The sequence below is a fragment of the Spirosoma migulaei genome (assembly GCF_054776855.1).
In genome coordinates, this window is the sequence record NZ_BAAHBG010000038.1 from 65847 (window position 1) to 86692 (window position 20846).

The 20846-nt window shown below is 49.1% G+C and carries 15 protein-coding genes; 13 read left to right on the plus strand and 2 right to left on the minus strand.

Annotation, left to right across the window (positions count from 1 at the left end; all coding sequences use genetic code 11):
- Window positions 1-234: 234 nt before the first annotated feature.
- The gene (locus tag ACYVGO_RS33970) at window positions 235-1596 is read right to left on the minus strand and encodes a hypothetical protein (protein ID WP_460973159.1); all 1362 of its coding nucleotides are present in this window, start codon (window positions 1594-1596) and stop codon (window positions 235-237) included.
- A gap of 52 nt (window positions 1597-1648) precedes the next feature.
- Between ACYVGO_RS33970 and ACYVGO_RS33975 the strand changes: the two genes are divergently transcribed.
- The 3 genes from ACYVGO_RS33975 (at window position 1649) to mtgA (ending at window position 4363) form a co-directional block, all read left to right on the plus strand.
- Complete coding sequence (locus tag ACYVGO_RS33975) at window positions 1649-2101, plus strand: GNAT family N-acetyltransferase (protein WP_460973160.1); 453 nt, start codon at window positions 1649-1651, stop codon at window positions 2099-2101.
- A 155-nt stretch (window positions 2102-2256) separates the two neighbouring features.
- A complete protein-coding gene (gene hemW, locus ACYVGO_RS33980) occupies window positions 2257-3393 on the plus strand; it encodes a radical SAM family heme chaperone HemW (protein ID WP_460973161.1) in 1137 nt (378 codons plus the stop codon).
- A 106-nt stretch (window positions 3394-3499) separates the two neighbouring features.
- Entirely contained in the window at window positions 3500-4363 is an 864-nt protein-coding gene (gene mtgA, locus ACYVGO_RS33985; protein WP_460973162.1) for a monofunctional biosynthetic peptidoglycan transglycosylase, read from the plus strand.
- 99 nt (window positions 4364-4462) lie between these two features.
- Here mtgA and ACYVGO_RS33990 read toward each other — a convergent pair whose 3' ends face one another.
- Window positions 4463-5611, minus strand: coding sequence for an aldose epimerase family protein (locus tag ACYVGO_RS33990; protein WP_142773674.1), 1149 nt, complete (start codon window positions 5609-5611; stop codon window positions 4463-4465).
- A gap of 411 nt (window positions 5612-6022) precedes the next feature.
- On the opposite strand from ACYVGO_RS33990, the gene ACYVGO_RS33995 reads away from it, so the two are divergent.
- From ACYVGO_RS33995 to ACYVGO_RS34040, 10 genes are all read left to right on the plus strand, one after another.
- Window positions 6023-7666: a pectate lyase family protein gene (locus ACYVGO_RS33995; protein WP_460973163.1), complete on the plus strand. Its 1644-nt coding sequence runs from the start codon at window positions 6023-6025 to the stop codon at window positions 7664-7666.
- Window positions 7667-7690: 24 nt separating this feature from the next.
- A complete protein-coding gene (locus ACYVGO_RS34000; RefSeq protein ID WP_460973164.1) occupies window positions 7691-10837 on the plus strand; it encodes a DUF6298 domain-containing protein in 3147 nt (1048 codons plus the stop codon).
- Window positions 10834-12774 carry a six-hairpin glycosidase gene (locus ACYVGO_RS34005; protein WP_460973165.1) on the plus strand — a complete coding sequence of 647 codons (1941 nt, stop codon included), beginning with the start codon at window positions 10834-10836 and terminating at the stop codon, window positions 12772-12774. Before ACYVGO_RS34000 ends, ACYVGO_RS34005 begins: the two co-directional genes overlap by 4 nt.
- A 102-nt stretch (window positions 12775-12876) precedes the next feature.
- Entirely contained in the window at window positions 12877-14394 is a 1518-nt protein-coding gene (locus ACYVGO_RS34010; RefSeq protein ID WP_460973166.1) for a sialate O-acetylesterase, read from the plus strand.
- Window positions 14391-15095, plus strand: coding sequence for a DUF3826 domain-containing protein (locus ACYVGO_RS34015; RefSeq protein WP_460973167.1), 705 nt, complete (start codon window positions 14391-14393; stop codon window positions 15093-15095). The genes ACYVGO_RS34010 and ACYVGO_RS34015 overlap by 4 nt, the downstream gene beginning before the upstream one ends.
- Window positions 15096-15170: 75 nt before the next feature.
- On the plus strand, window positions 15171-16301 hold the full coding sequence (locus ACYVGO_RS34020) for a sialidase family protein (RefSeq protein WP_460973168.1): 1131 nt from the start codon (window positions 15171-15173) through the stop codon (window positions 16299-16301).
- Window positions 16302-16396: 95 nt separating this feature from the next.
- On the plus strand, window positions 16397-17545 hold the full coding sequence (locus ACYVGO_RS34025) for an iron-containing alcohol dehydrogenase (protein WP_460973169.1): 1149 nt from the start codon (window positions 16397-16399) through the stop codon (window positions 17543-17545).
- Between the two features lie 8 nt (window positions 17546-17553).
- Entirely contained in the window at window positions 17554-18468 is a 915-nt protein-coding gene (locus ACYVGO_RS34030) for a dihydrodipicolinate synthase family protein (protein ID WP_460973170.1), read from the plus strand.
- 30 nt (window positions 18469-18498) lie between these two features.
- A complete protein-coding gene (gene pdxA, locus ACYVGO_RS34035) occupies window positions 18499-19557 on the plus strand; it encodes a 4-hydroxythreonine-4-phosphate dehydrogenase PdxA (RefSeq protein ID WP_460973171.1) in 1059 nt (352 codons plus the stop codon).
- A gap of 53 nt (window positions 19558-19610) precedes the next feature.
- On the plus strand, window positions 19611-20798 hold the full coding sequence (locus tag ACYVGO_RS34040; protein ID WP_460973172.1) for a four-carbon acid sugar kinase family protein: 1188 nt from the start codon (window positions 19611-19613) through the stop codon (window positions 20796-20798).
- The last annotated feature ends 48 nt before the right edge of the window (window positions 20799-20846 follow it).

The following is a 20846-nucleotide window of genomic DNA, read 5'->3' on the forward strand; positions in this document are numbered from 1 at the left end:
TGAGAATTAGTTGATTCAATAATTTGTAATTAATCTAAACAAGCTACCTTTGTTATACAAAACAACAGGTATCAATGAATTCTGATTTTCTCGTTTCAGACGGCTTTGTGTCAACTAATGACAGTAGACCACTTCATCAATCTAGTCCGTTTTTGAGCAATGAGTGTGTGTTGAAGAAGTGCTGCAAAAAATATAAGAAGGGTAAACGCTGCAAGAAATGCCCTGATTGATCGATTAATTTTCGGGAACATACCAGAAGGGTATCTGGCAGTAAGGCGTTGGCTTATTGGTTGAATCGGGAACGGTTAGCTTAAGCATATTTCGGCCTGTTTTAAGATTTGCCGTTATTAGCACGGTTGTCAGCCCGCGCTGGCCGGTATCAACGTGTTGGGTAAACAGAAAGCCCGGCGCTTTGTAGAGTGAGTCATTCAGGTATACCCCGAAATACGTTTCAAATACGCTCAGGTACCAACTGGCCCGTTTTTCGCGTCGTTCTTGTCGGGAAAGACTCACTGGCCAGTTGGGCTCCTGAAATCGCTTGCTTAATTCTGCATCCAATAATTTTGGATAGCTCACAAACAGCCGCAGATAGGGTTCCCGGATTACATCGGCCTGAATACTCGCTTTATCCACCAATTCGCCGGGATTACGTAAATTGTCGAATGAATTGGCATTTGCGGTTTTAGTGGGTGCACGCAGGATCATAAAGGAGCGGCTGTCCAGTACATCAGATGCCCCCAGGCCTTGCACCAGATCTATTACCATAAATGAAAATTCAGCAAGAAAAAAGATCGTTAAAATCCCAATCAATCGCCGTTTTATTACCTGTTTCGGAATTTGACTAAAGAATGTGTAGGCAATATACTGGATGGGCTTCAATGAAAATGCCTTTGTATACTGGAACGTTATTGGCGCAAACCTTGGGTTATCACGAAACTTGGGCAAATTCAATATGGTAGCTGTAAGGCTAATTCCAGTGAGTACAATACCCAAAATCCAGGCCACCAGTTCTCGGACCGTGTTATACAGGGAGGGAGGCAGGAGAACCTGTAGAATAGTTTCCAGAAGAATAAATAGAATATAAGAAGTAGCTATGACCAGCAAGAACAGAACCAGGCTAAATGCCAGGGCGAAAATTATATTGCACCGACGATCTAGTCGAATGATATAATCCTGTAGTGAGCCCATCTCCTGGGCAAACCGTTTCCGGGCGTACTGACTTAGGTTATAGATCTGATCGTAGCGTATACCATCTGGATAAACCGCCAGCAGGCCTACGAGTCCGGCCCAAAAGGCCCGCATGATAAAATGGGCCAGAAATGCACCAAATAAAAAGTAAGATCCCCCCTTTATTAATGCCATCGTCTGCGTTGGTAAGGCTTCATGAATAAAATCTGTATCCGTCATGAGGTTATAGCGATAATAGGCGAGCAGACTATCCAGGAAATCGGGCAGACTCAGCGTTGCAAATAAGGCTGCGCCCGAAATAAGCAACTCCAGATTCCAGCTTTGACTGGTGAGATCGCTAAGTTGATGGGGCTCATTTGCTGTCTCAGTGGGTGGTGTTTCTGGTAAAAATGGTTCAGGGAGGTCCATGCTATAGGAAGGTTGAACTGCAAAATAGTGGTTTTCCCTGTATTTTTACTGCATGGATGTTCGCTATGAAATGATTGACGGATTGCCCCCCGAACCTAAACTTACTGCTCTAATTGATCAACTGGTCATGCTATTCGGCAATCAATCCCGCGCTGCCTTACTTGCCGATCTTACCTATCAACAAGAGCGTACGGGGTTACAACTGGTACTGGCTGTTGAAAACGAACACGTTGTGGGCTGTAAACTTGGCTATGAACGAAAGCCAGGTCATTTTTACAGTTGGCTGGGTGGCGTTCATCCAGACTACAGAGGGCAGGGCATCGCATCCGAACTGATGCGCCAACAGCATGACTGGTGTCGTCAGAATAAGTATCATACTATTCGAACACAGACCTACAACCAGTGGCGTTCCATGCTGATCCTCAACCTCCGCTTTGGTTTCGATATTATTGGTACTGTGCAGGGTACGTATGGACTCATGATTGTTCTGGAGAAAAAGTTATAGAGGGAGGAAAGGGAGGAAGGAGGAGAGGGACGAAAGGGAATAGGTGATAGACGCGTTTCCGAAACACTTACTTTTTCCCTCTCCTCCTTCCTCCCTTTCCTCCCTTTTCTTCTCCCCATTAAACCTATCTCCCCACTTTGTTGTCAATAGGGCAAATGCACCTTTATATACATATACCATTCTGCAAGCAGGCCTGCCATTACTGCGACTTCCATTTTAGTACGAGCATGGGGCAGAAATCGGCTTTGGTGGATGCGCTCTGTACCGAAATACGGATGCAGCAGTCGTATCTGCCGACCCCTGTTCTCGAAACTATTTACTTCGGTGGGGGGACACCCTCCCTGTTAACCGAGGCTGAGTTAGCGCAGATTTTTGAGATCATTCATACCTATTTTACGGTATCTCCTTCGGCTGAAATTACCCTCGAAGCCAATCCGGATGATCTGAGTGCCGAGAAATTGCGGATGCTGCGCCAGTACGTGAACCGCCTGAGTATCGGAATCCAAACTTTCGATGAAGCGACGCTCCACTGGATGAACCGGGCGCACACGGCAACCGAAGCCGAAAACTGTGTCAGGTTGGCACGGGAGGCAGGTTTTGAGAATTTGAGCGTCGATCTGATTTACGGGATCCCCAACCGTGACCAATCTCGCTGGCAACTCGATTTGCAGAAAATCCGTGCGCTGGACGTACCGCACCTCTCCGCTTACGCACTGACCATTGAACCCGACACCGCTTTTGGCCGGTGGCAGCAGAAAGGAAAGCTACCGCCCGCCGATGAAGCGATAGCCGCCGAGCAGTTTGAGGAGCTAACGCAGGCGTTAACACAAGCGGGCTATGCCCATTACGAAATCTCGAATTTTGCCCGAAGCGGACAGGATCAAACAGTTCAATACGCCCGTCATAACACCGCGTACTGGCAACGAAAACCCTACCTCGGGATTGGCCCAAGTGCCCACTCGTATAATGGTCATTCGCGGCAATACAATATTGCCAATAATGTACGTTATATCGCAGATATTCGGCAGGGGAAACTACCCGCTGAAGTAGAGGAATTGACGATTGCTGACCAGGTAAACGACTATTTGCTGACGGGGTTACGGACACAGTGGGGATGCTCACTGACCGAACTGAACGGGTTGCTGAGAACTGATTTTGAGAACCAGCAGGCCTCAGACCTCGCAGCGATGTACGCATCGGGCTGGCTCATCCGCGAAGGCGACCGTCTGCGTTTGACCAATGCAGGTAAGCTGTTTGCCGATCGTGTCGCTGCAACCTTATTTGTGGAGTAGGAAACGAGCGTGTTGTACCGTAGGGCCCCGCTTTTTTCGGGGATTTTAGCTAAAAAGCGGGTTTACATCGACCTTACTATTATTTTCGCGGAATGCTCCTACACCTATGAATCCGCAGCGCCCAGTCAACACATTTCGTACGAGTCCCCCTCAGCAACCACGCCCAAAAGCACCACAGGCGTTTACCCAGCGGGAATCTAAGGTTGGAGGCCGTACTTCCAGCCGACCAGAGCCGTCGCGCTTTCAAAAAGTTCGGCGGTTTATGCGTGAGCAACCTTTGCTGGAAAGCGTTTATGGCTTTTGTGTGAAAGCTTTCCTCTGGCTATTTTTTGGTTCTCTCGTGTATGTAATCGCGCTGAAATATGTTCCCGTTTTAGTAACGCCTTTAGTAGTCTCGCGATGGGTCGATACCATCGGGACGGAGGAGAGCGGTCACGTATACAAAAAATGGCGCTCTTACGATAACATCAGCAAAGAAGCAGCCCTTGCTGTTGTAGCTTCAGAAGATCAGGCATTTCCAACGCACTGGGGGTTTGATTTCGACGAAATTCAGGATGCCATCAAAGAAAATCAGATTGGTAAACGATCACGGGGGGCCAGCACTATTTCGCAGCAGGTAGCTAAAAACGTCTTTCTCTGGAGTGGACACAGTTACGTCCGTAAGGGGTTGGAGGTCTACTTCACCATGCTGATTGAGTTGATCTGGGGCAAAAAGCGCATCCTGGAAGTATACCTGAACGTTGCTGAAACCGGCCCAATGACCTTTGGGGTCGAAGCGGCTGCACAGCGCTATTATGGGCATTCGGCGGCTTCCCTCTCACGGAATGAGGCTGCACGGATAGCGGCAGTACTCCCAAACCCACGCCAGTTTTCAATTAAAAACCCATCGAATTACATCCAGCGACGAACCACTCAAATTGCCCGGCAAATGCGCTACCTGGGCGGACAGAAATACATTCGGAATTTGTGAACAATAGGACGCTGATTTTTATGATTGTTAAGATTTACGCGGATTTATGGGAGATTTTATCCGCGTAAATCTTAACAATCATACGAATCAGCGTTCTATTTACTTCACTGAAAGCTTATACACCGTTGTGCTTTTATACGTCTCATTGGGGCGTAGTACGGTAGTCGGAAAATCCGGGTGGTTCGGCGAATCCGGGAAGTGCTGGGTTTCCAGGCAAACGCCGAAACGCTTACTCAGCGCCACGCCATCCTTATTCATCAGCTTGCCATTCAGGTTATTGGCCGTGTAAACCTGTACAGCTGGTTCGGTCGTGTACATTTCCATAAAACGGCCAGTGGTCGGTTCATACACTGTAGCGCCTAATTTCAGTGTCTTCGCCGGATTGGTAAATACCCAACAGTGGTCGTAGCCTTTGCCATACCGAATTTGCGTATCGGTAGTGTCGTTAATGTGGGTACCGATGGCCGTTGGTTTCGTAAAATCGAATGGAGTGCCAGCAACGGAGACTAGTTCGCCGGTTGGAATCTGTTTGGGATCGGTTGCCAGGTACTTATTGGCATTTACCATCAAAACATGGTTCATGACGTCCTGCTTCATCCCACTCAAATTGAAATAAGTATGATTGGTCAGGTTGATTATGGTCGGCTTATCGGTGGTTGCTTTGTAGTCGATGCGAAGCGCGTTATCTTTTTGAAGTGTGTAGGTTACCTCTACGGTTAAATTGCCGGGAAAGCCCTGGTCACCATCTTTCGATAAATACGTTAACACGACTGCCGGTTCGTTACCGTCTTTGGGCGTGGCTGTCCATAGTTGCTTGTCGAAACCTATTGGGCCGCCGTGAATGTGGTTACCATTATTATTCTGCGCCAGCGTGTATTCTTTCCCATCGATCGTGAATTTTCCGTTGGCAATCCGGTTGCCAAAACGCCCGATAATGGGGCCTAAACTGGGTGTTCCTTTTACATAATCGTCGAAGGTAGGCACGTTCAGGACTATATCTTCCTGTTTACCAGCCTTGTCTGGAGCCGTAAAGGAAACGATATAGCCACCGTAGTTCGTGATTTTTACGACCATCCCTTTGGCATTCCGAAGCGTAAACAGATCGGCTACGCGGCCATCGGGGAATGTTCCATAGTGTGTTTTTTCAATACCTGCTTTGGGCTCAGTGGCTGATTCGTCGGTATCAGATTTATGCATCATACTAGTTAAAAAAAACAGTCCAGATAAGGTAATGATAAGGAGTTTCATACGGTGAACCAATTTAGATAAGGGAGATAATGGCCCTATAAACTCCAATAAGGCCATGAAGCTCCTATTTTACCCCAACTGGCAATCATGAATCTTACGTTATTAACCACAGAGGCACAGAGAACACAGAGTAGTTGACTCACTATTCTCCTGTTTGTGGTTACTGATTTTTGATAAGTGGCTTCGTTTAAGTCGTTGAGCAGTCAATTCTATGTCCTTTTCCAACTGTGGGCACTTGTTTTAATAGCCGATGATAATATCCTATACATTGCCGAAAAAATGATATAGATATTGCCCTATTTTTTAGCCTTATTTTGATGTTAATATACGATCTGAGCAGAAGCTGCCAGCGGAAGATCAAACTGCCTTAAATGAGTCGATACAGCATTCACTCAACAGAAACCCTGTCCAATGAAAAAACTTAGTAGTTCCATTTTACTTTTTGCGGCCCTAGTACTAGGTCAGCAGACTGTTTTTGCCCAGTACCCGACCATTCCGGCGGATGTACAGAAGGAAAGTGATGACCTACTGAACGAATCCCGACGACAGTCGGACATTGCATGGTTAAAAGCCTTGCCAATCATTAAAAAAGAAGCACAGGAAGGCAAACCCTATGTACCCTGGGCTGCTCGCCCCGTTGATCTGCCACAAGCTCATATCCCGGCTTTCCCCGGTGCTGAGGGGGGCGGTGCCTATACATTTGGTGGTCGGGGTGGTAAGGTGATTGTTGTAACCAGTCTGGACGATCGCGGGCCCGGCACCTTGCGTGATGCTTGTGAGCAGGGAGGAGCCCGTACCATTGTTTTTAATGTTGCCGGGATTATTCGCCTGAAAACGCCCTTGATTATCCGAGCGCCTTATATTACGATTGCCGGTCAGACAGCACCGGGCGATGGTGTTTGTGTAGCGGGTGAATCGGTCTGGATCAATACGCACGATGTGATTATCCGTTATATGCGTTTCCGTCGGGGCGAAACCAACGTAGGCCGTCGCGACGATTCCATTGGGGGTAACCCGATTGGTAATATTATGATCGACCACGTGTCGGCAAGCTGGGGGCTGGACGAAAATATGTCGATGTACCGCCATATGTATAACGACAGCACGGGCAAACCGCTGGAAGAGAAGCTCCCAACGGTCAACATCACGATTCAGAATTCGATTTTCTCTGAAGCCCTGGATACCTGGAATCACGCCTTTGGTAGCACACTAGGGGGCGAAAATTGTACGTTCATGCGCAACCTCTGGGCCGATAACGCGGGCCGGAACCCATCAATCGGCTGGAATGGAATCTTCAACTTCACGAACAACGTAATCTTCAACTGGGTGCATCGGTCAACGGATGGTGGCGACTACACCGCGATGTACAACATCATCAATAACTATTATAAGCCGGGTCCTCAAACGCCAAAAGATTCACCAATTGGCTACCGGATTCTAAAACCTGAATCGGGACGTAGTAAATTGGATCATCGGGAGTATGGGCGTGCTTACGTCAATGGCAACATTGTGGAAGGACATGACAAGGTGACGAAAGATAACTGGGATGGGGGTGTTCAGGTGGAAGAGATGCCCAATGCGGGTCAATATACGGCCAGCATTAAATGGAAAGAGCCGCTTCCAATGCCTAAACTCACTATACTGTCGGCGCAACAGGCGTATGACTATGTATTGGCCAACGCAGGCGCTACCTTGCCTAAACGTGATCCTGTCGATGCACGCGTCGTAGAGCAGGTACGTACCGGGAAGATTGCTTACAAAGAAGGTGTTAAATTACCTGAAACCCAGTTTAAGCATCGTCGGCTACCCATTGATTCGTATAAAAATGGCATCATTACCGATCCTAGCCAGGTTGGTGGTTATCCTGACTACAAAGGCACCCCTTACGTTGATTCCGATAAAGATGGTATGCCGGACGCCTGGGAAGCGAAAAATGGCCTCAATCCCAAGGATGCCTCGGATGCCAGTCAGGATAAAAATAAGGATGGGTATACCAATATTGAGGAGTACCTGAACAGTGTTGTTCCCGTTCAACAGGTAAGACCGAGAACGTAGTAGTCAAAAATTCTGCCTGAAACCATGCTCAAACCCAACCGGTTTATTCTCCTGCTCTGTCTGCTGATCGCCATTGGACGTATTGGTGCGGTATGCGCGCAGGGGAATAAGCCGGTTAAAAAGCAACCCGTAGCGCTTGGTCAGGAGGGGCATTTAATCTATACGCCAGACGAGTTGGGTAACCGTATTCCTGATTTTTCATATTGCGGCTATAAAGCGGGCGAACAAGCCATTCCGAACGTGGCCATCAAGATTGTTGTACCCGCTCGGAAGGGGGATGCTACCCGTCGAATTCAGGCGGCCATTGACTATGTGGCCTCGTTGCCGATCAATAATGATGGGTTTCGGGGAGCCGTTCTGCTCGAAAAGGGCGTGTATGAAGTAGCGGGAAGTTTGAAACTAGACGCTTCGGGCGTTGTACTACGGGGCAGTGGAATACAGGCAACAACCCTTCTCGGAACGGGTTTTAGTCGCGACAATCTGATTACAATCTCTGGGAAAAACGACCGACATCTGGCTTCTGGTAGTTCGATTGCCGATGGGTACATACCTGTCAATGCTCTGAAGATTCATGTGGCGAAATCAACAGACTTAAAAGCTGGTGATTTTGTTCAGATACGCAGGCCGTCGACCAGAGAATGGATTCAGAAACTAGGAACCGACCAGTTTGGTGGAGGTGTCTCGTCGCTGGGTTGGAAACCGGGCCAACGCGACATTATGTGGGATCGGCAGGTTACAGCCGTGAACGGCACCGAACTCACGCTGGATGCCCCGTTGACAACCGCTCTGGATTCTATTTACGGCGGGGGCACCATTGCTAAGTATACCTGGTCTGGGCGAATTGCTCAATCTGGGGTTGAAAATCTGAAACTGGAATCGTCGTACGATAAAGCCAATCCGAAAGATGAAGATCATCGCTGGATGGCCATTGTCCTCGAAAACGTTCAGGATGCCTGGGTGCGACAAGTGGTTTTTACCCATTTTGCGGGTTCGGCGGTAAATGTCCAGGAAACGGCAAAACGTGTTACAATTGAGGATTGCCAATCAATGGAGCCGATCTCCGAAATTGGTGGGGAGCGCCGTACTACGTTCCTGGTTCGGGGGCAGCAGGTGCTTTGTCAACGATTGTATGCTGAATTTGGCTACCATGATTTTGCCGTTGGCTATTGCAGTGCCGGTCCGAATGCCTTTGTGCAGTGCGAATCGCATCTACCCTTTAGCTTTAGTGGTGCCATTGATAGCTGGGCGTCGGGCATATTGTTTGATATCGTCAATATTGACGGGAATGCGTTACGTTTTACCAATCTCGGCCAGGATGGGCAAGGGGCTGGCTGGAGCGCTGCCAACAGTGTTTTCTGGCAATGTACCGCTGCCCGTGTTGAAAATTATCAGCCACCAACCGCACAAAACTGGGCGTTTGGTACCTGGGCACAGTTTGCCGGGGATGGGTATTGGGATATGTCCAACGAGCATATTCAGCCCCGAAGCTTGTATTACGCCCAACTAAAGGACCGATTAGGTGACAACATCACAGGTAGAACCATTCTATTACCCGTTGAATCCGAAGCGTCAAGTAGCCCGAAAGTTGAGGTAGCCGCAGCCTTAACCAGGGAATCCGTTCATCCAGCGCCAACATTATACGATTTTATCACGGCGGCTTCATCACGTCAAGCCATTCCAACAACCACAACGGCAAAGTCGATTGAGACAATTGGCTTGCCGAAAGAACTAACCCTACCAAAATCTGCGCCGATGCAGATTCAGCACGGAAAGCTGGTTCGGGGTAGTACGCTTGTGAGCGGTCGTCGCCAGGAAGTGCCCTGGTGGAACGGCAGCGCCCGGCCCTATGGGTTGAACAATGTCAAGCCGCACATCACCCGTTTTGTGCCGGGCATGACGGGGCAAGGGCTGACCGATAATCTGGACGAACTAACCGATTCGTTGACCGTCAGGAATATACAGGCCATTGACCATAACTACGGACTCTGGTACGAGCGTCGGCGGGATGACCATGAACGGATTCGTAGGATGGATGGCGAGGTATGGCCACCCTTTTATGAGCTTCCGTTTGCCCGAAGCGGCAAAGAAACAGCCTGGGACGGCCTGAGCAAATACGATCTGACAAAATACAACAACTGGTACTGGAATCGGCTAAAGCAGTTTGCTGACCTAGCCGACCAGAAAGGATTGACCCTCATTCACGAGAATTATTTCCAGCACAATATCATCGAAGCGGGTGCCCACTATGCCGATTTTCCCTGGCGTCCTGTCAACAACATCAACAATACAGGCTTTCCTGAACCCGTATCCTACGCTGGTGATAAACGGATTTTCATGGCGGAGCAGTTTTACGATGTGTCGCACCCGATCCGACGGGCCTTGCATCGGGCCTACATCCGCAAGTGCCTAACGAATTTCACAACTAACACGGGCGTCATTCAACTCATTGGCGCGGAGTTTACCGGGCCCTTGCATTTTGTCCAGTTCTGGATTGACACCATAAGCGAGTGGGAAAAGGAAACCGGCAAAAAGGTGCTTATTGGCTTAAGTACGACCAAAGATGTTCAGGATGCGATTCTGGCCGATGCCAAACGGGCTTCGGTTATTAATCTGATCGACATTCGGTTCTGGCATTATCAGGCTAATGGTTCGGCCTATGCGCCTGCTGGTGGACAAAATCTGGCTCCCCGCCAACATGCCCGGCTGGTTGCCCCTAAGAAGACATCGTTTGAGCAGGTCTATCGGGCAGTGAGCGAATACCGCCAAAAGTATCCAGATAAAGCCGTACTCTATGCCGCCGACAGTTTCGACTCAATGGGTTGGGCAGTGCTGATGGCGGGTGGATCAATGCCCAGTATTCCAGCGGTTAGAGACCCTCAATTTTTGGCCGATGCTGGCCAGATGCAACCGCTGGATTTGCCTCAGAAACCTACCCGTCAATGGGCAATGGGCGATGAAAAGACAGGCTATATTATTTACAGCGAGTCAACGGCACCCGTTCAACTTGATTTAAGCAAAGTAACGGGTTCTTATTCGGTTAGTTACGTAAACCCGAAAACGGGGCAGATTACAAAATCGAACGAGGTGGTGAAAGGAGGAAACGTAGTTAGCCTCGACAAGCAGCCAGAAAGTACGGAGGTGATCTGGGTGAAAAAGAATAAAGGATTATGAGCGTGGACATAAAGCAATTTCTCACTAGTGGCTTTACCCCTAAATCCCCTAAAGGGGACTTAGCTCGCATGTGGACAAAGTCCCCTTTAGGGGATTTAGGGGTTTTCATACTACTACTCTTCAACTGCTTCACCCAAACCTACGCGCAGGATACCGTCCGTTATAGCGGCCAGACACTCTCCAATGTCGATTATCATCACGGACAGTTAAGTCTGGCGGTGGGTGTGCATAACATCCAGGTCGTTCGGGCAAACCGCGAGCATCCCGAACTGGCGGGCGGCTCTAGCTGGACGTACAACCACGCGCCCATGCTGGCGTACTGGAATAATACGTTCTACCTGCAATACCTGAGTAATCCCGTTGGCGAACATGTGCCACCCGGCCAAACCTTGCTGGCAACTTCGAAAGATGGTTACACCTGGTCCAAGCCAACCATCATTTTCCCCCCCTACAAAATTCCTGATGGCTGGAAGAAAGTAGGTAGGCCGGAAGTGGCGAAGGACCTGTACGCGGTTATGCACCAGCGAATGGGCTTTTTCGTGGCAAAGAACAAGCGGCTCCTGACACTGGCTTTTTACGGCATCGTGATGGGCCCCAAAGACGACCCAAACGATGGGAACGGCATTGGGCGCGTGGTGCGCGAAATCTATCCAGATGGCAAGCATGGGCCGATTTACTTTATCCGGAATAACGCAACTTGGGATAGATCGAAGTCGACGTACCCCTTCTACACCAGTTCGAAAGATAAAGGCTTCGTAGAGGCTTGCGATGAATTGCTGGCCAATCCGCTCATGATGCAGCAATGGGTGGAAGAAGCGGACCGGAACGACCCGCTAATTTCACTCAAAAAGGATGTGAAAGCATTCACCTATTACCATCTTCCCGATAACCGAGTGGTCGGTTTGTGGAAACATGCCCTTACTACGATCAGTAAAGACGAGGGGAAAACCTGGTTGTACAATCCGCTTCGGGCACCGGGTTTTGTTAATAGCAATGCTAAAATCTGGGGGCAAAAAACCTCGGATGGGCAATACGCTACGGTGTATAATCCCTCCGAGTTTCGCTGGCCGCTAGCTGTTTCAACCGGCAAAGACGGACTCAATTACACTAATCTATTACTGGTTAATGGGGAAATCACCTCCATGCGCTACGGGGGTGCCTACAAATCTTATGGACCGCAATACGTCCGGGGTATTGAAGAGGGTAACGGTACACCACCCGATGGCAACCTGTGGGTCACCTACAGCGTGAACAAGGAAGACATTTGGGTAGCTAGTATTCCGGTTCCAATAACCGACGAGGTGAAAACACATCCGAACGAGGTATTTGCCCAACTCCCGGCAGGTGAAGAACTAAACTACTGGAATATCTACAGTCCAATTCAGGCTACGGCTCAACTAGAAACGATTTCCGGTGCCAAAGCATTGGTGCTCCGCGACAAAGACAAATTCGATTTTGCCAAAGCAGAGCGGGTAATTCCCGATTCGAAGAAGCTAACCGTCGAGTTCTCAATCGTACCGCAGCAGGCCAATAAGGGCGTTTTGCAAATTGAATTTCAGGATGCAAAGGGCAGCCCGGCTGTTCGACTGTTGTTCGATGCCGACAGTCTGCTGAAAGCCAAAGTGGGTTACCGGGATTCGGGCATCCAGAAATACGAGGCTGGTAAACAATACGACATTCGGATTGAGCTGGACCGCGACAAGCGAATGTTCGTTACTTATGTGAACGGACAATCCAAAGGTAATCGACTCTTTTTTGCGCCTGTGGCATCGTTCCGTCGGGTGGTTTTCCGCACGGGAAGCGTCCGTCGCTTTCCCGATGCCGATACCCCTACGGATCAGAGCTACGATTTGCCAAAACCGGGCGAGCAGGATGATGAAGCCGTTTTTGTGATCAAGTCATTTAAAACGAGTAGCGTACCAAGTCGAGTGGAGTAATTTTTAAACTACGCTCAACCCTCTAAAGGGGGCTTTGATTGACTTTGGAGAGAGCCCCCTTTAGGGGATTGGGGGTAGTTTAAAGCGAAACTATAACAGTTAATGAATAAGCATAACCTGTTCGCTATCACCTTACTTCTGCTTTCACTCCAATTGAAAGCAGAGATTGTGTTGCCCCGAATTTTAGGGCATAACATGGTGCTGCAACAGGGTAAACCAGTGGTTATCTGGGGTAAAGCGTCGGTAGGGGAAACAGTGAGCGTTCAGTTTGCTGGACAAAATCAGACGACATACACGGATGGAAAAGGCAAGTGGAGTGTAACTCTAAAGCCGCTCAAAGCCTCAGCAATCCCCTTGGAACTGGTTATTTCGGGCACCAATACTATTCGACTGCAAAACATTCTGGTGGGCGAAGTCTGGTTGTGTTCAGGCCAGTCGAATATGGAATACACGATGCGGAAGAATAGCAAAGTGAAGCGGTCGCTGGCCACTCAATTCATTAATGATCATAGTCCGGTCGATGAATTGGACTACGCCAACAATCCGCAGATACGTATCTTTTTGGTCAACCGAAAGGAATTGAGTAAGCCGGATTCGTTGCATCGGGGATGGAACGTGGCGCAGGATTCGGCCTTGCGCTCATTTTCGGCTCCAGCTTATTTTTTCGCGAAAGAACTCTACAAAAGCTTGAATGTACCGATCGGTGTCATCTCATCGGCCATACCAGGGAGTCGGATTGAACCCTGGATTTCGGAAGCAGCTTTTCGGGAGGATGCGTATTATAGTAATCAAAAAGTTGATGGTGAGCCGGGAAAATTCTATGAACCCATGATTCGACCACTGGCACCGTTTGCGCTGAAAGGCTTTCTGTGGTATCAGGGTGAATCGAACTGTTTTTTGAACGAAACGATAACGTATTCGCACAAACTCAAAACGCTCATTACAAGCTGGCGAAGCGCCTGGAATGACCCGAAACTGTCGGTTTATTACACTCAGCTAGCGCCGTTCCGGTATTCAGAATCGAAAGGGAAAGTTGCGCTGACGAAAGAAACACTGCCTGCATTTCGGGAAGCTCAGGAGGCCGTTTTGAGCCTCCCCCGAACGGGCATGATTACAACGACTGATCTGGCCGACGACTTGTCTGACATTCACCCGCCGTTCAAATGGGAAATTGGCCGTCGGCTGGCACTACTCGCCTTGGCCGCTGATTATGAAAAACCAGTTGTTTCTGAAGGGCCGGTTTACGAAAAAATGAAGGTCAGAGGGCGGGCCATTGAATTGCACTTCTCACAAATCGGAACGGGTTTAGTCAGCAAAGATGGGCAACCACTCACCGACTTTACAATTGCCGGTGCCGATGGGGTTTTTGTACCGGCCCAGGCCCGCATTGATGGAAAACACATACTCGTATCAGCGCCTGGTGTACAACGTCCGGTGGCGGTTCGTTTTGCCTGGGAAGAAGCGGCCCAACCGAATCTGGTCAATCAGGAAGGCTTGCCTGCCCGGCCCTTCCGGACGGATAACCCATTAAAAAAGCAACTCGCCGAAACTGGCAAAGCTGGCGAATCAACGCCGTTTGGCAGCTCTGCCATACGAAATTCAACCTCAAAATCGCTATGAAAAAGACCATTAACCGCTGTATAGTTGTGGCCGCTGTCCTGTTTGCATCTCCTGCTTTCTGTCAGGAACAGCCTGCTAAACAGACCACCGAAGTTGACGGAAAAGCCAAATCTGATGCCGAGCTGGAAAAGAAAGCAGCGGACTGGATTGCATCACTGAATCTGAACGATCCTGCCAAAGAAAAACGCCTGACCGACGTTGTGGCTACCCATCTGAAAACTACCCGTGATTGGCACAATGAGCATCCAGCCAGTACGGTTCCGGCGGGCATAAACCCTGTAACGGGGAAACCATTGTCTGACCTTGATCGGCAAGTTATTGCTGATTCGGCCATTCCTAAAACCGTTCACCAGGATCTGATGACTGGGCTACAGAAAGACCTCGATAAGAAACAGGTCGATGCCGTGCTTGACAAATACACAATTGGGAAAGTGGCATTCACGATGGCGGGTTATAAAGCCATTGTACCGAACCTAACTGCTCAGGAGGAAGAAACCATTCTGGGTTTTCTGGAACAGGCTCGTGAACAGGCCATCGACTACAAAAGCATGAAAGAGATCTCGGTCATTTTTGAGATCTACAAAACCAAATCGGAGCAGTATCTGAATGCCAACGGCCGAAACTGGCGGGAAATGTACAATGCCTACACCGCAGCCATCAAAGCCAAAAAAGCAGCTGATAAGAAGCAGGCAACAAATTGATCATGCCGTTTTCGCTTGGCAAAGTCAAGCGAAAACGAAGCAAGTAGGATTCAAAAAGAAACGACTAACCCAACGATGATAAAGCTTTTATACATAACCCTTTTCGCAAGCCTGACCCTAATCAACACGACCTATGCCCAATTGGCTAAATGGCAATCTGGGTTGGTAGTGGATGAATTTGTGGTTGAGAATCCGCCCTTTCCCGAAAGCCACGCAGCCACCATTGCAGAAACACCGAAAGGCCTGGTATCGGCCTGGTTTGGGGGCACGAAGGAACGGAATCCGGATGTCTGTATTTGGGTGAGTCGGCAGGAGAATGGGAAGTGGCTGGCTCCACAGAATGTGGCGAATGGGATCATCAACGATACCCTTCGGTACGCCTGCTGGAACCCGGTTCTGTATCAGATTCCAAAAGGGGATCTGATGCTGTTCTACAAGATTGGCCCCAGCCCGTCTAAGTGGAAAGGCTGGTTGAAAACATCGCCGGATGGCGGGCGTAGCTGGTCGGCCGCGAAGGCATTACCCGAAGGTTATATTGGTCCGGTAAAAAACAAGCCAGTATTGCTGTCGAATGGCAATCTAATTTGCCCCTCCAGTACTGAAGGAGATGGCTGGAAACTGCATTTTGAACTAACACCCGACTTTGGGAAAACATGGCGTAAAATCGGCCCTATCAATGATGGCCGAACGCTGAATGCCATTCAACCCAGTGTGCTGACGTATGGAAATGGTAAACTCCAGATTCTGGCCCGCAGCAGAGACCGCGCCATTGAGGAGTCTTGGTCAACGGATAATGGGGAAACCTGGTCGCCATTGACCAAAACGACCTTACCCAATAACAACTCTGGAACCGATGCGGTAACGCTGAAAGACGGTCGGCAGGTACTGGTATACAACCATGTACTGCCACCGGGTGACTTGGCTAAAGGACCACGGACACCCCTGAATTTAGCCGTTTCAACAGACGGCAGAAACTGGTCGGCAGCCATGATTCTGGAAGATTCACCCATCAGTCAGTACTCGTATCCATCGGTGATTCAAACGAGTGATGGACTGATACATGTGATCTATACCTGGCGTCGGCAGAAGATTAGGCACGCGGTTATTGATCCCCAAAAATTGAAATTAAAGCCAATTGAAAATGGGGTATGGCCTGCATTGGCTGGTTATTCGGCACCTGTTGCAAAGGAAATTACGAAGGATTGATTTTTTGTCATTCCGACCTTAGAAGGAATCTCAAGCTTAATAAATAGAGACTTGAGATTCCTTCTAAGGTCGGAATGACAAAAACCCGGAAAACAATGACACAGGAATTGACAATACACTTTCCCGGCAAACTGGTTTTTGGCAAAGGCTCCCTTGGAAATTTGGCCAATGAAATCATACAGATAGCCCCACAAAAGGTGCTGATCGTAACGATAAGCCCTCTTTTGGAACAGCTTAAAAGCCTGCTGGATACGCTGGAATCGAACAGCATAGCCGTTCAGGTTGACACTAGTATTGTCCAGGAACCCTCGTTTGCGGATTTTGACAAGCTGATGCAAACCGTTTCGCCCTTCAATCCCGATGTGGTGCTGGGTATTGGTGGAGGAAGCGTACTGGATATCGCCAAATTAGTGGCCGCTCAACTGGAAAATGACCAAACCCTGAGCGACATGCTCGGCATTGGCAATCTAACCGGCCGACGCAGAAAACTAATCTGTGTACCAGCCACATCTGGAACCGGCAGCGAGGTATCGCCAAACGCCATCTTGGTGGATGGGGCTGATCATCAGAAGAAAGGTATTATCAGTCCATTTTTGGTGCCCGACATCGTGTATGTCGACCCGTTGCTGACCATCAGTGTACCGGCAGCGATTACGGCAGCTACCGGGATTGATGCGCTGACGCACTGTCTGGAAGCCTACACCAACAAATTTGCGCAACCCTTCATCGACATGTATGCGGTTGAGGGTATGCGACTCATTGCTGCCAACATTGTTCAGGCTGTTCAGGATGGTACCAACGAAGAAGCTCGAACGCACGTTGCGATGGGGAGTTTGCTGGGCGGTTTTTGCCTGGGTCCAGTGAATACGGCTGGCGTACACGCACTTTCGTATCCGTTGGGTAGCCTGTTTCATCTGGCGCATGGACTGTCTAATGCGTTACTGCTACCGTATGTCATGGAGTTTAACATCCCCGAAGCTGTTAGTCGGTATGCGCAGGTAGCCATTGCACTCGGTTGTGAACGAGGTAAGGATGATGCCGAAACGGCGGCAAAGGGTGTCCGAAAACTAAAATACCTGATTCGGGAATGTGGTATTCCAGCCCGTTTACGAGACGTGAATATTCCCGAAGATGTGATTCCTCAGATGGCTGATGATGCCCTGAAAATAACCCGTTTATTGAAAAATAACCCGCGGGAAATAACCCGCGAAGATGCTATCGCTATTTATACAGCCGCTTATTAGCTATGAGTATGAAAAAGAAATACCAGGGTGTTGTGGTTCCGCTGGTTACACCCCTCACCGAAGGGTATCAATTAGATAGAGCGGCTGTCGAGAAGATGATTGCCAATTTACAGGCCAGTAACGCTATGCCCTTTGTACTGGGAACAACGGGCGAATCGTCTTCCTTGCCCACTTCATTGAAAAAGGCATATGTGCTGGAAGCCGTCCGATTAAAATCGGCAGATACAATATTATACGCCGGGATTTCGTCGAACTGCCTGGAAGAGTCGGTTGAGTTTGCCAATTACTGCTTTGATGTAGGTGTCGATGCCGTAGCGGCAACGCTTCCCTCGTACTATGCACTGTCGGAGAGCCAGATGAAGCAGTATTTCGAGCAGTTGGCCGATCAACTGAATGGCCCGCTGATTATCTACAACATTTTCGCCACCACCCGAATGTCGATTCCGTTGCCGATTGTCGATGAGTTGAGCTTTCACCCTAACATTGTGGGAATTAAAGACTCGGAGCGCAGCACCGAACGATTGCACGAAGCCCTTGCCCTGTGGGCCAACCGACCTGATTTCAGCCATTTTATGGGGTGGGCAGCCCGCTCGGCCGATGCGTTGTTGCGGGGTAGCGATGGGCTGGTACCGAGTACCGGGAATCTGCTGCCAGCTATTTACCGCGACATGCTGAAAGCGGTTCAGGAAGGTGATGAAGACAAAGCCTACGGTTATCAAAGTCAATCGGATGTCTTTGGGCATCTGTATCAGGCCGGTCGTACGTTGGGCGAGTCCCTCTGGGCGCTTAAAGTGCTGATGCAGGAATACAACCTCTGCGGAACGACCATGATGCCACCTCTGCAGGCACTATCGACCAGAGAAGAAACCGACTTGAAAATTGCCCTGGCTGAGTTGGTGGAAAAAGAAGAAATACAGCTTTGAGTTAGTAAAGCAGACTGTCCGCGTAACAATATGAACACTGAACACAAACCAATCGTAGGAATCACCATGGGTGATCCCGCGAGTATTGGCCCCGAAATAGCCGTTAAGGCACTGTTGAATCCAACTATTTACGAGATTTGCAATCCGTTATTAGTTGGCGATGCCGGTGTATTTCAGAACATTGCAACCCGATTGGGTCTGCGCGCAGTCATTCACCCGATCAAAGCGGTTCAGGATGCGAACTTCCAGTTGGGTACGATTGACGTGTACGATCTGGCCAACGTTGACCTGGCTACGCTGCAATTCGGCGAAATATCGGCAATGGCCGGAGAAGCTGCTTTTGCGTCGGTGAAAACCGTTATTGATCTGGCTCTGGCCGATGAGGTGGATGCAACCGTTACAGGGCCGATCAACAAAAAATCTATTAATGAAGCGGGCCACCATTTTGCGGGGCATACCGAAATTTATGCGCAGTATACGAATACAAAGAAATACGGCATGCTTCTGGTGGAGGATCAGATGAAAGTGATTCACGTATCCACGCACGTATCGCTTCGGCAAGCCTGCGATCTGGTAAAAAAAGATCGGATTCTTGACGTAACCGAACTACTCTACAACGGCCTGATTTCGCTGGGTGAAACCAATCTGAAAATTGGAATAGCTGGCCTGAATCCCCACGCTGGCGATTCGGGCCTGTTTGGTACAGAAGACGACGAGGAAATCTTACCCGCCGTTGAAGAAGCCAGACGCCGGGGCTACGATGTGGAAGGTCCCGTTCCTGCCGATACGCTGTTTTCCAAGGCGGCTACAGGCTACTATGGGGGCGTAGTGGCTATGTATCACGATCAGGGCCATATTCCATTCAAGCTGACCGGTTTCAAATGGAATGCCGATAAAAAGCAGATGGATAGTGTCAAAGGGGTAAATATCACTATGGGCCTGCCCATTATCCGCACGTCCGTCGATCATGGAACGGCCTTTGAAATTGCTGGAAAGGGCGTTGCCAGTCCCGATGCAATGGTACTGGCCATTGAATCGGCGGTGCGATTGGCGAAAAATTCTGTAATGAGCGAAAGAGTGAATGAGTGAAAGAGCGAGATGACGCGAGTTATTCACTCATTCACTCTTTCGCTCATTAACCTATGATAGCTGTCATTGCAGACGATTTAACAGGAGCGGCCGAATTAGCGGGCATTGGCCTAACCTACGGACTTACCGTTGAACTTGCGATGTCTGTCAATTCGCAGTCACGTGCCGAATTAATCGTTATTGCTACCGATGCCCGGTCAGTTTCTGAATCAGAAGCTGTACAGGAAATGACCGACGTTAGTGAGGCTTTAGGTGCCATGCAGCCGGACCTGATTTACAAAAAGGTCGATTCGGTGCTACGTGGGCATATTATTGCGGAAGTACACGCGCAATTGGTGGTTCTTGGTTTGACAAAAGCCCTGATCGTTCCGGCAAATCCGGCACTGGGCAGAACTCTTGTTGACGGGCATTACTACATTCATGGCGAACGAATTCATACAACTCATTTTGCCGAAGACCCAGAGTTTCCAATAACGGAGTCAGCTATACAAAAACGGTTTAGTGGGGCTACTGGTTTACAGGTACTGGCGGCTCTGTCTATATTGCCAAATGAGGGGATTATCATTGGTGAAGCTGAAAAACAGGCTGATTTGCACAACTGGGTAAATCACCTTGATAAACAGACTTTACCGATTGGCGGGTCAGGGTTCTTTGCCGCGATTCTGGATTCACTACAATTGCCAAAAAAACCTATTGATGAGCTAGTTAGCCTGAATGAATGCCGCCTTTACGTCTGCGGAAGCAGTTTTGGCGATCGGGTTGAGTTAGTGAAAAGTGCGAAAGAAGCTGGACATGCCGTGAGTTATATGCCGAGCCAGCTAACGAATGTGGGTGGTTTAATGTCTGTTGCACTTGCCAATTGGGCAACCGAAATTGCAGGTTATTTGCAACGAAAAAAGCAGGTGATCCTCGCTATTGATCCTGATTCCACGGAGGGTAAAACGGGTATGGCACTTCACTTGCGAACCGTAATGGCAATGGTAGTGAAGGAGGTGTTGAATCAGGTTACAGTTCACGAACTGATCATTGAAGGAGGCTCAACGGCTGCGTCTGTCCTTCGGGAAATCGGTATCACGCGGCTTGAGCCTGTTCAGGAACTGGCCACTGGAGTCGTTCGAACCAGAGCTATTAAAACAGCGGAGTACCGCCCAGCGGGATGCCGCCCAGAAGAATTATATATTACTGTAAAACCGGGAAGCTATCAATGGCCACCGGCATTGTGGTCATTAGGTAGTCATTGACTGTCATTAGTGGTCATTGATAGTTGCTACCACCAATGACAATCAATG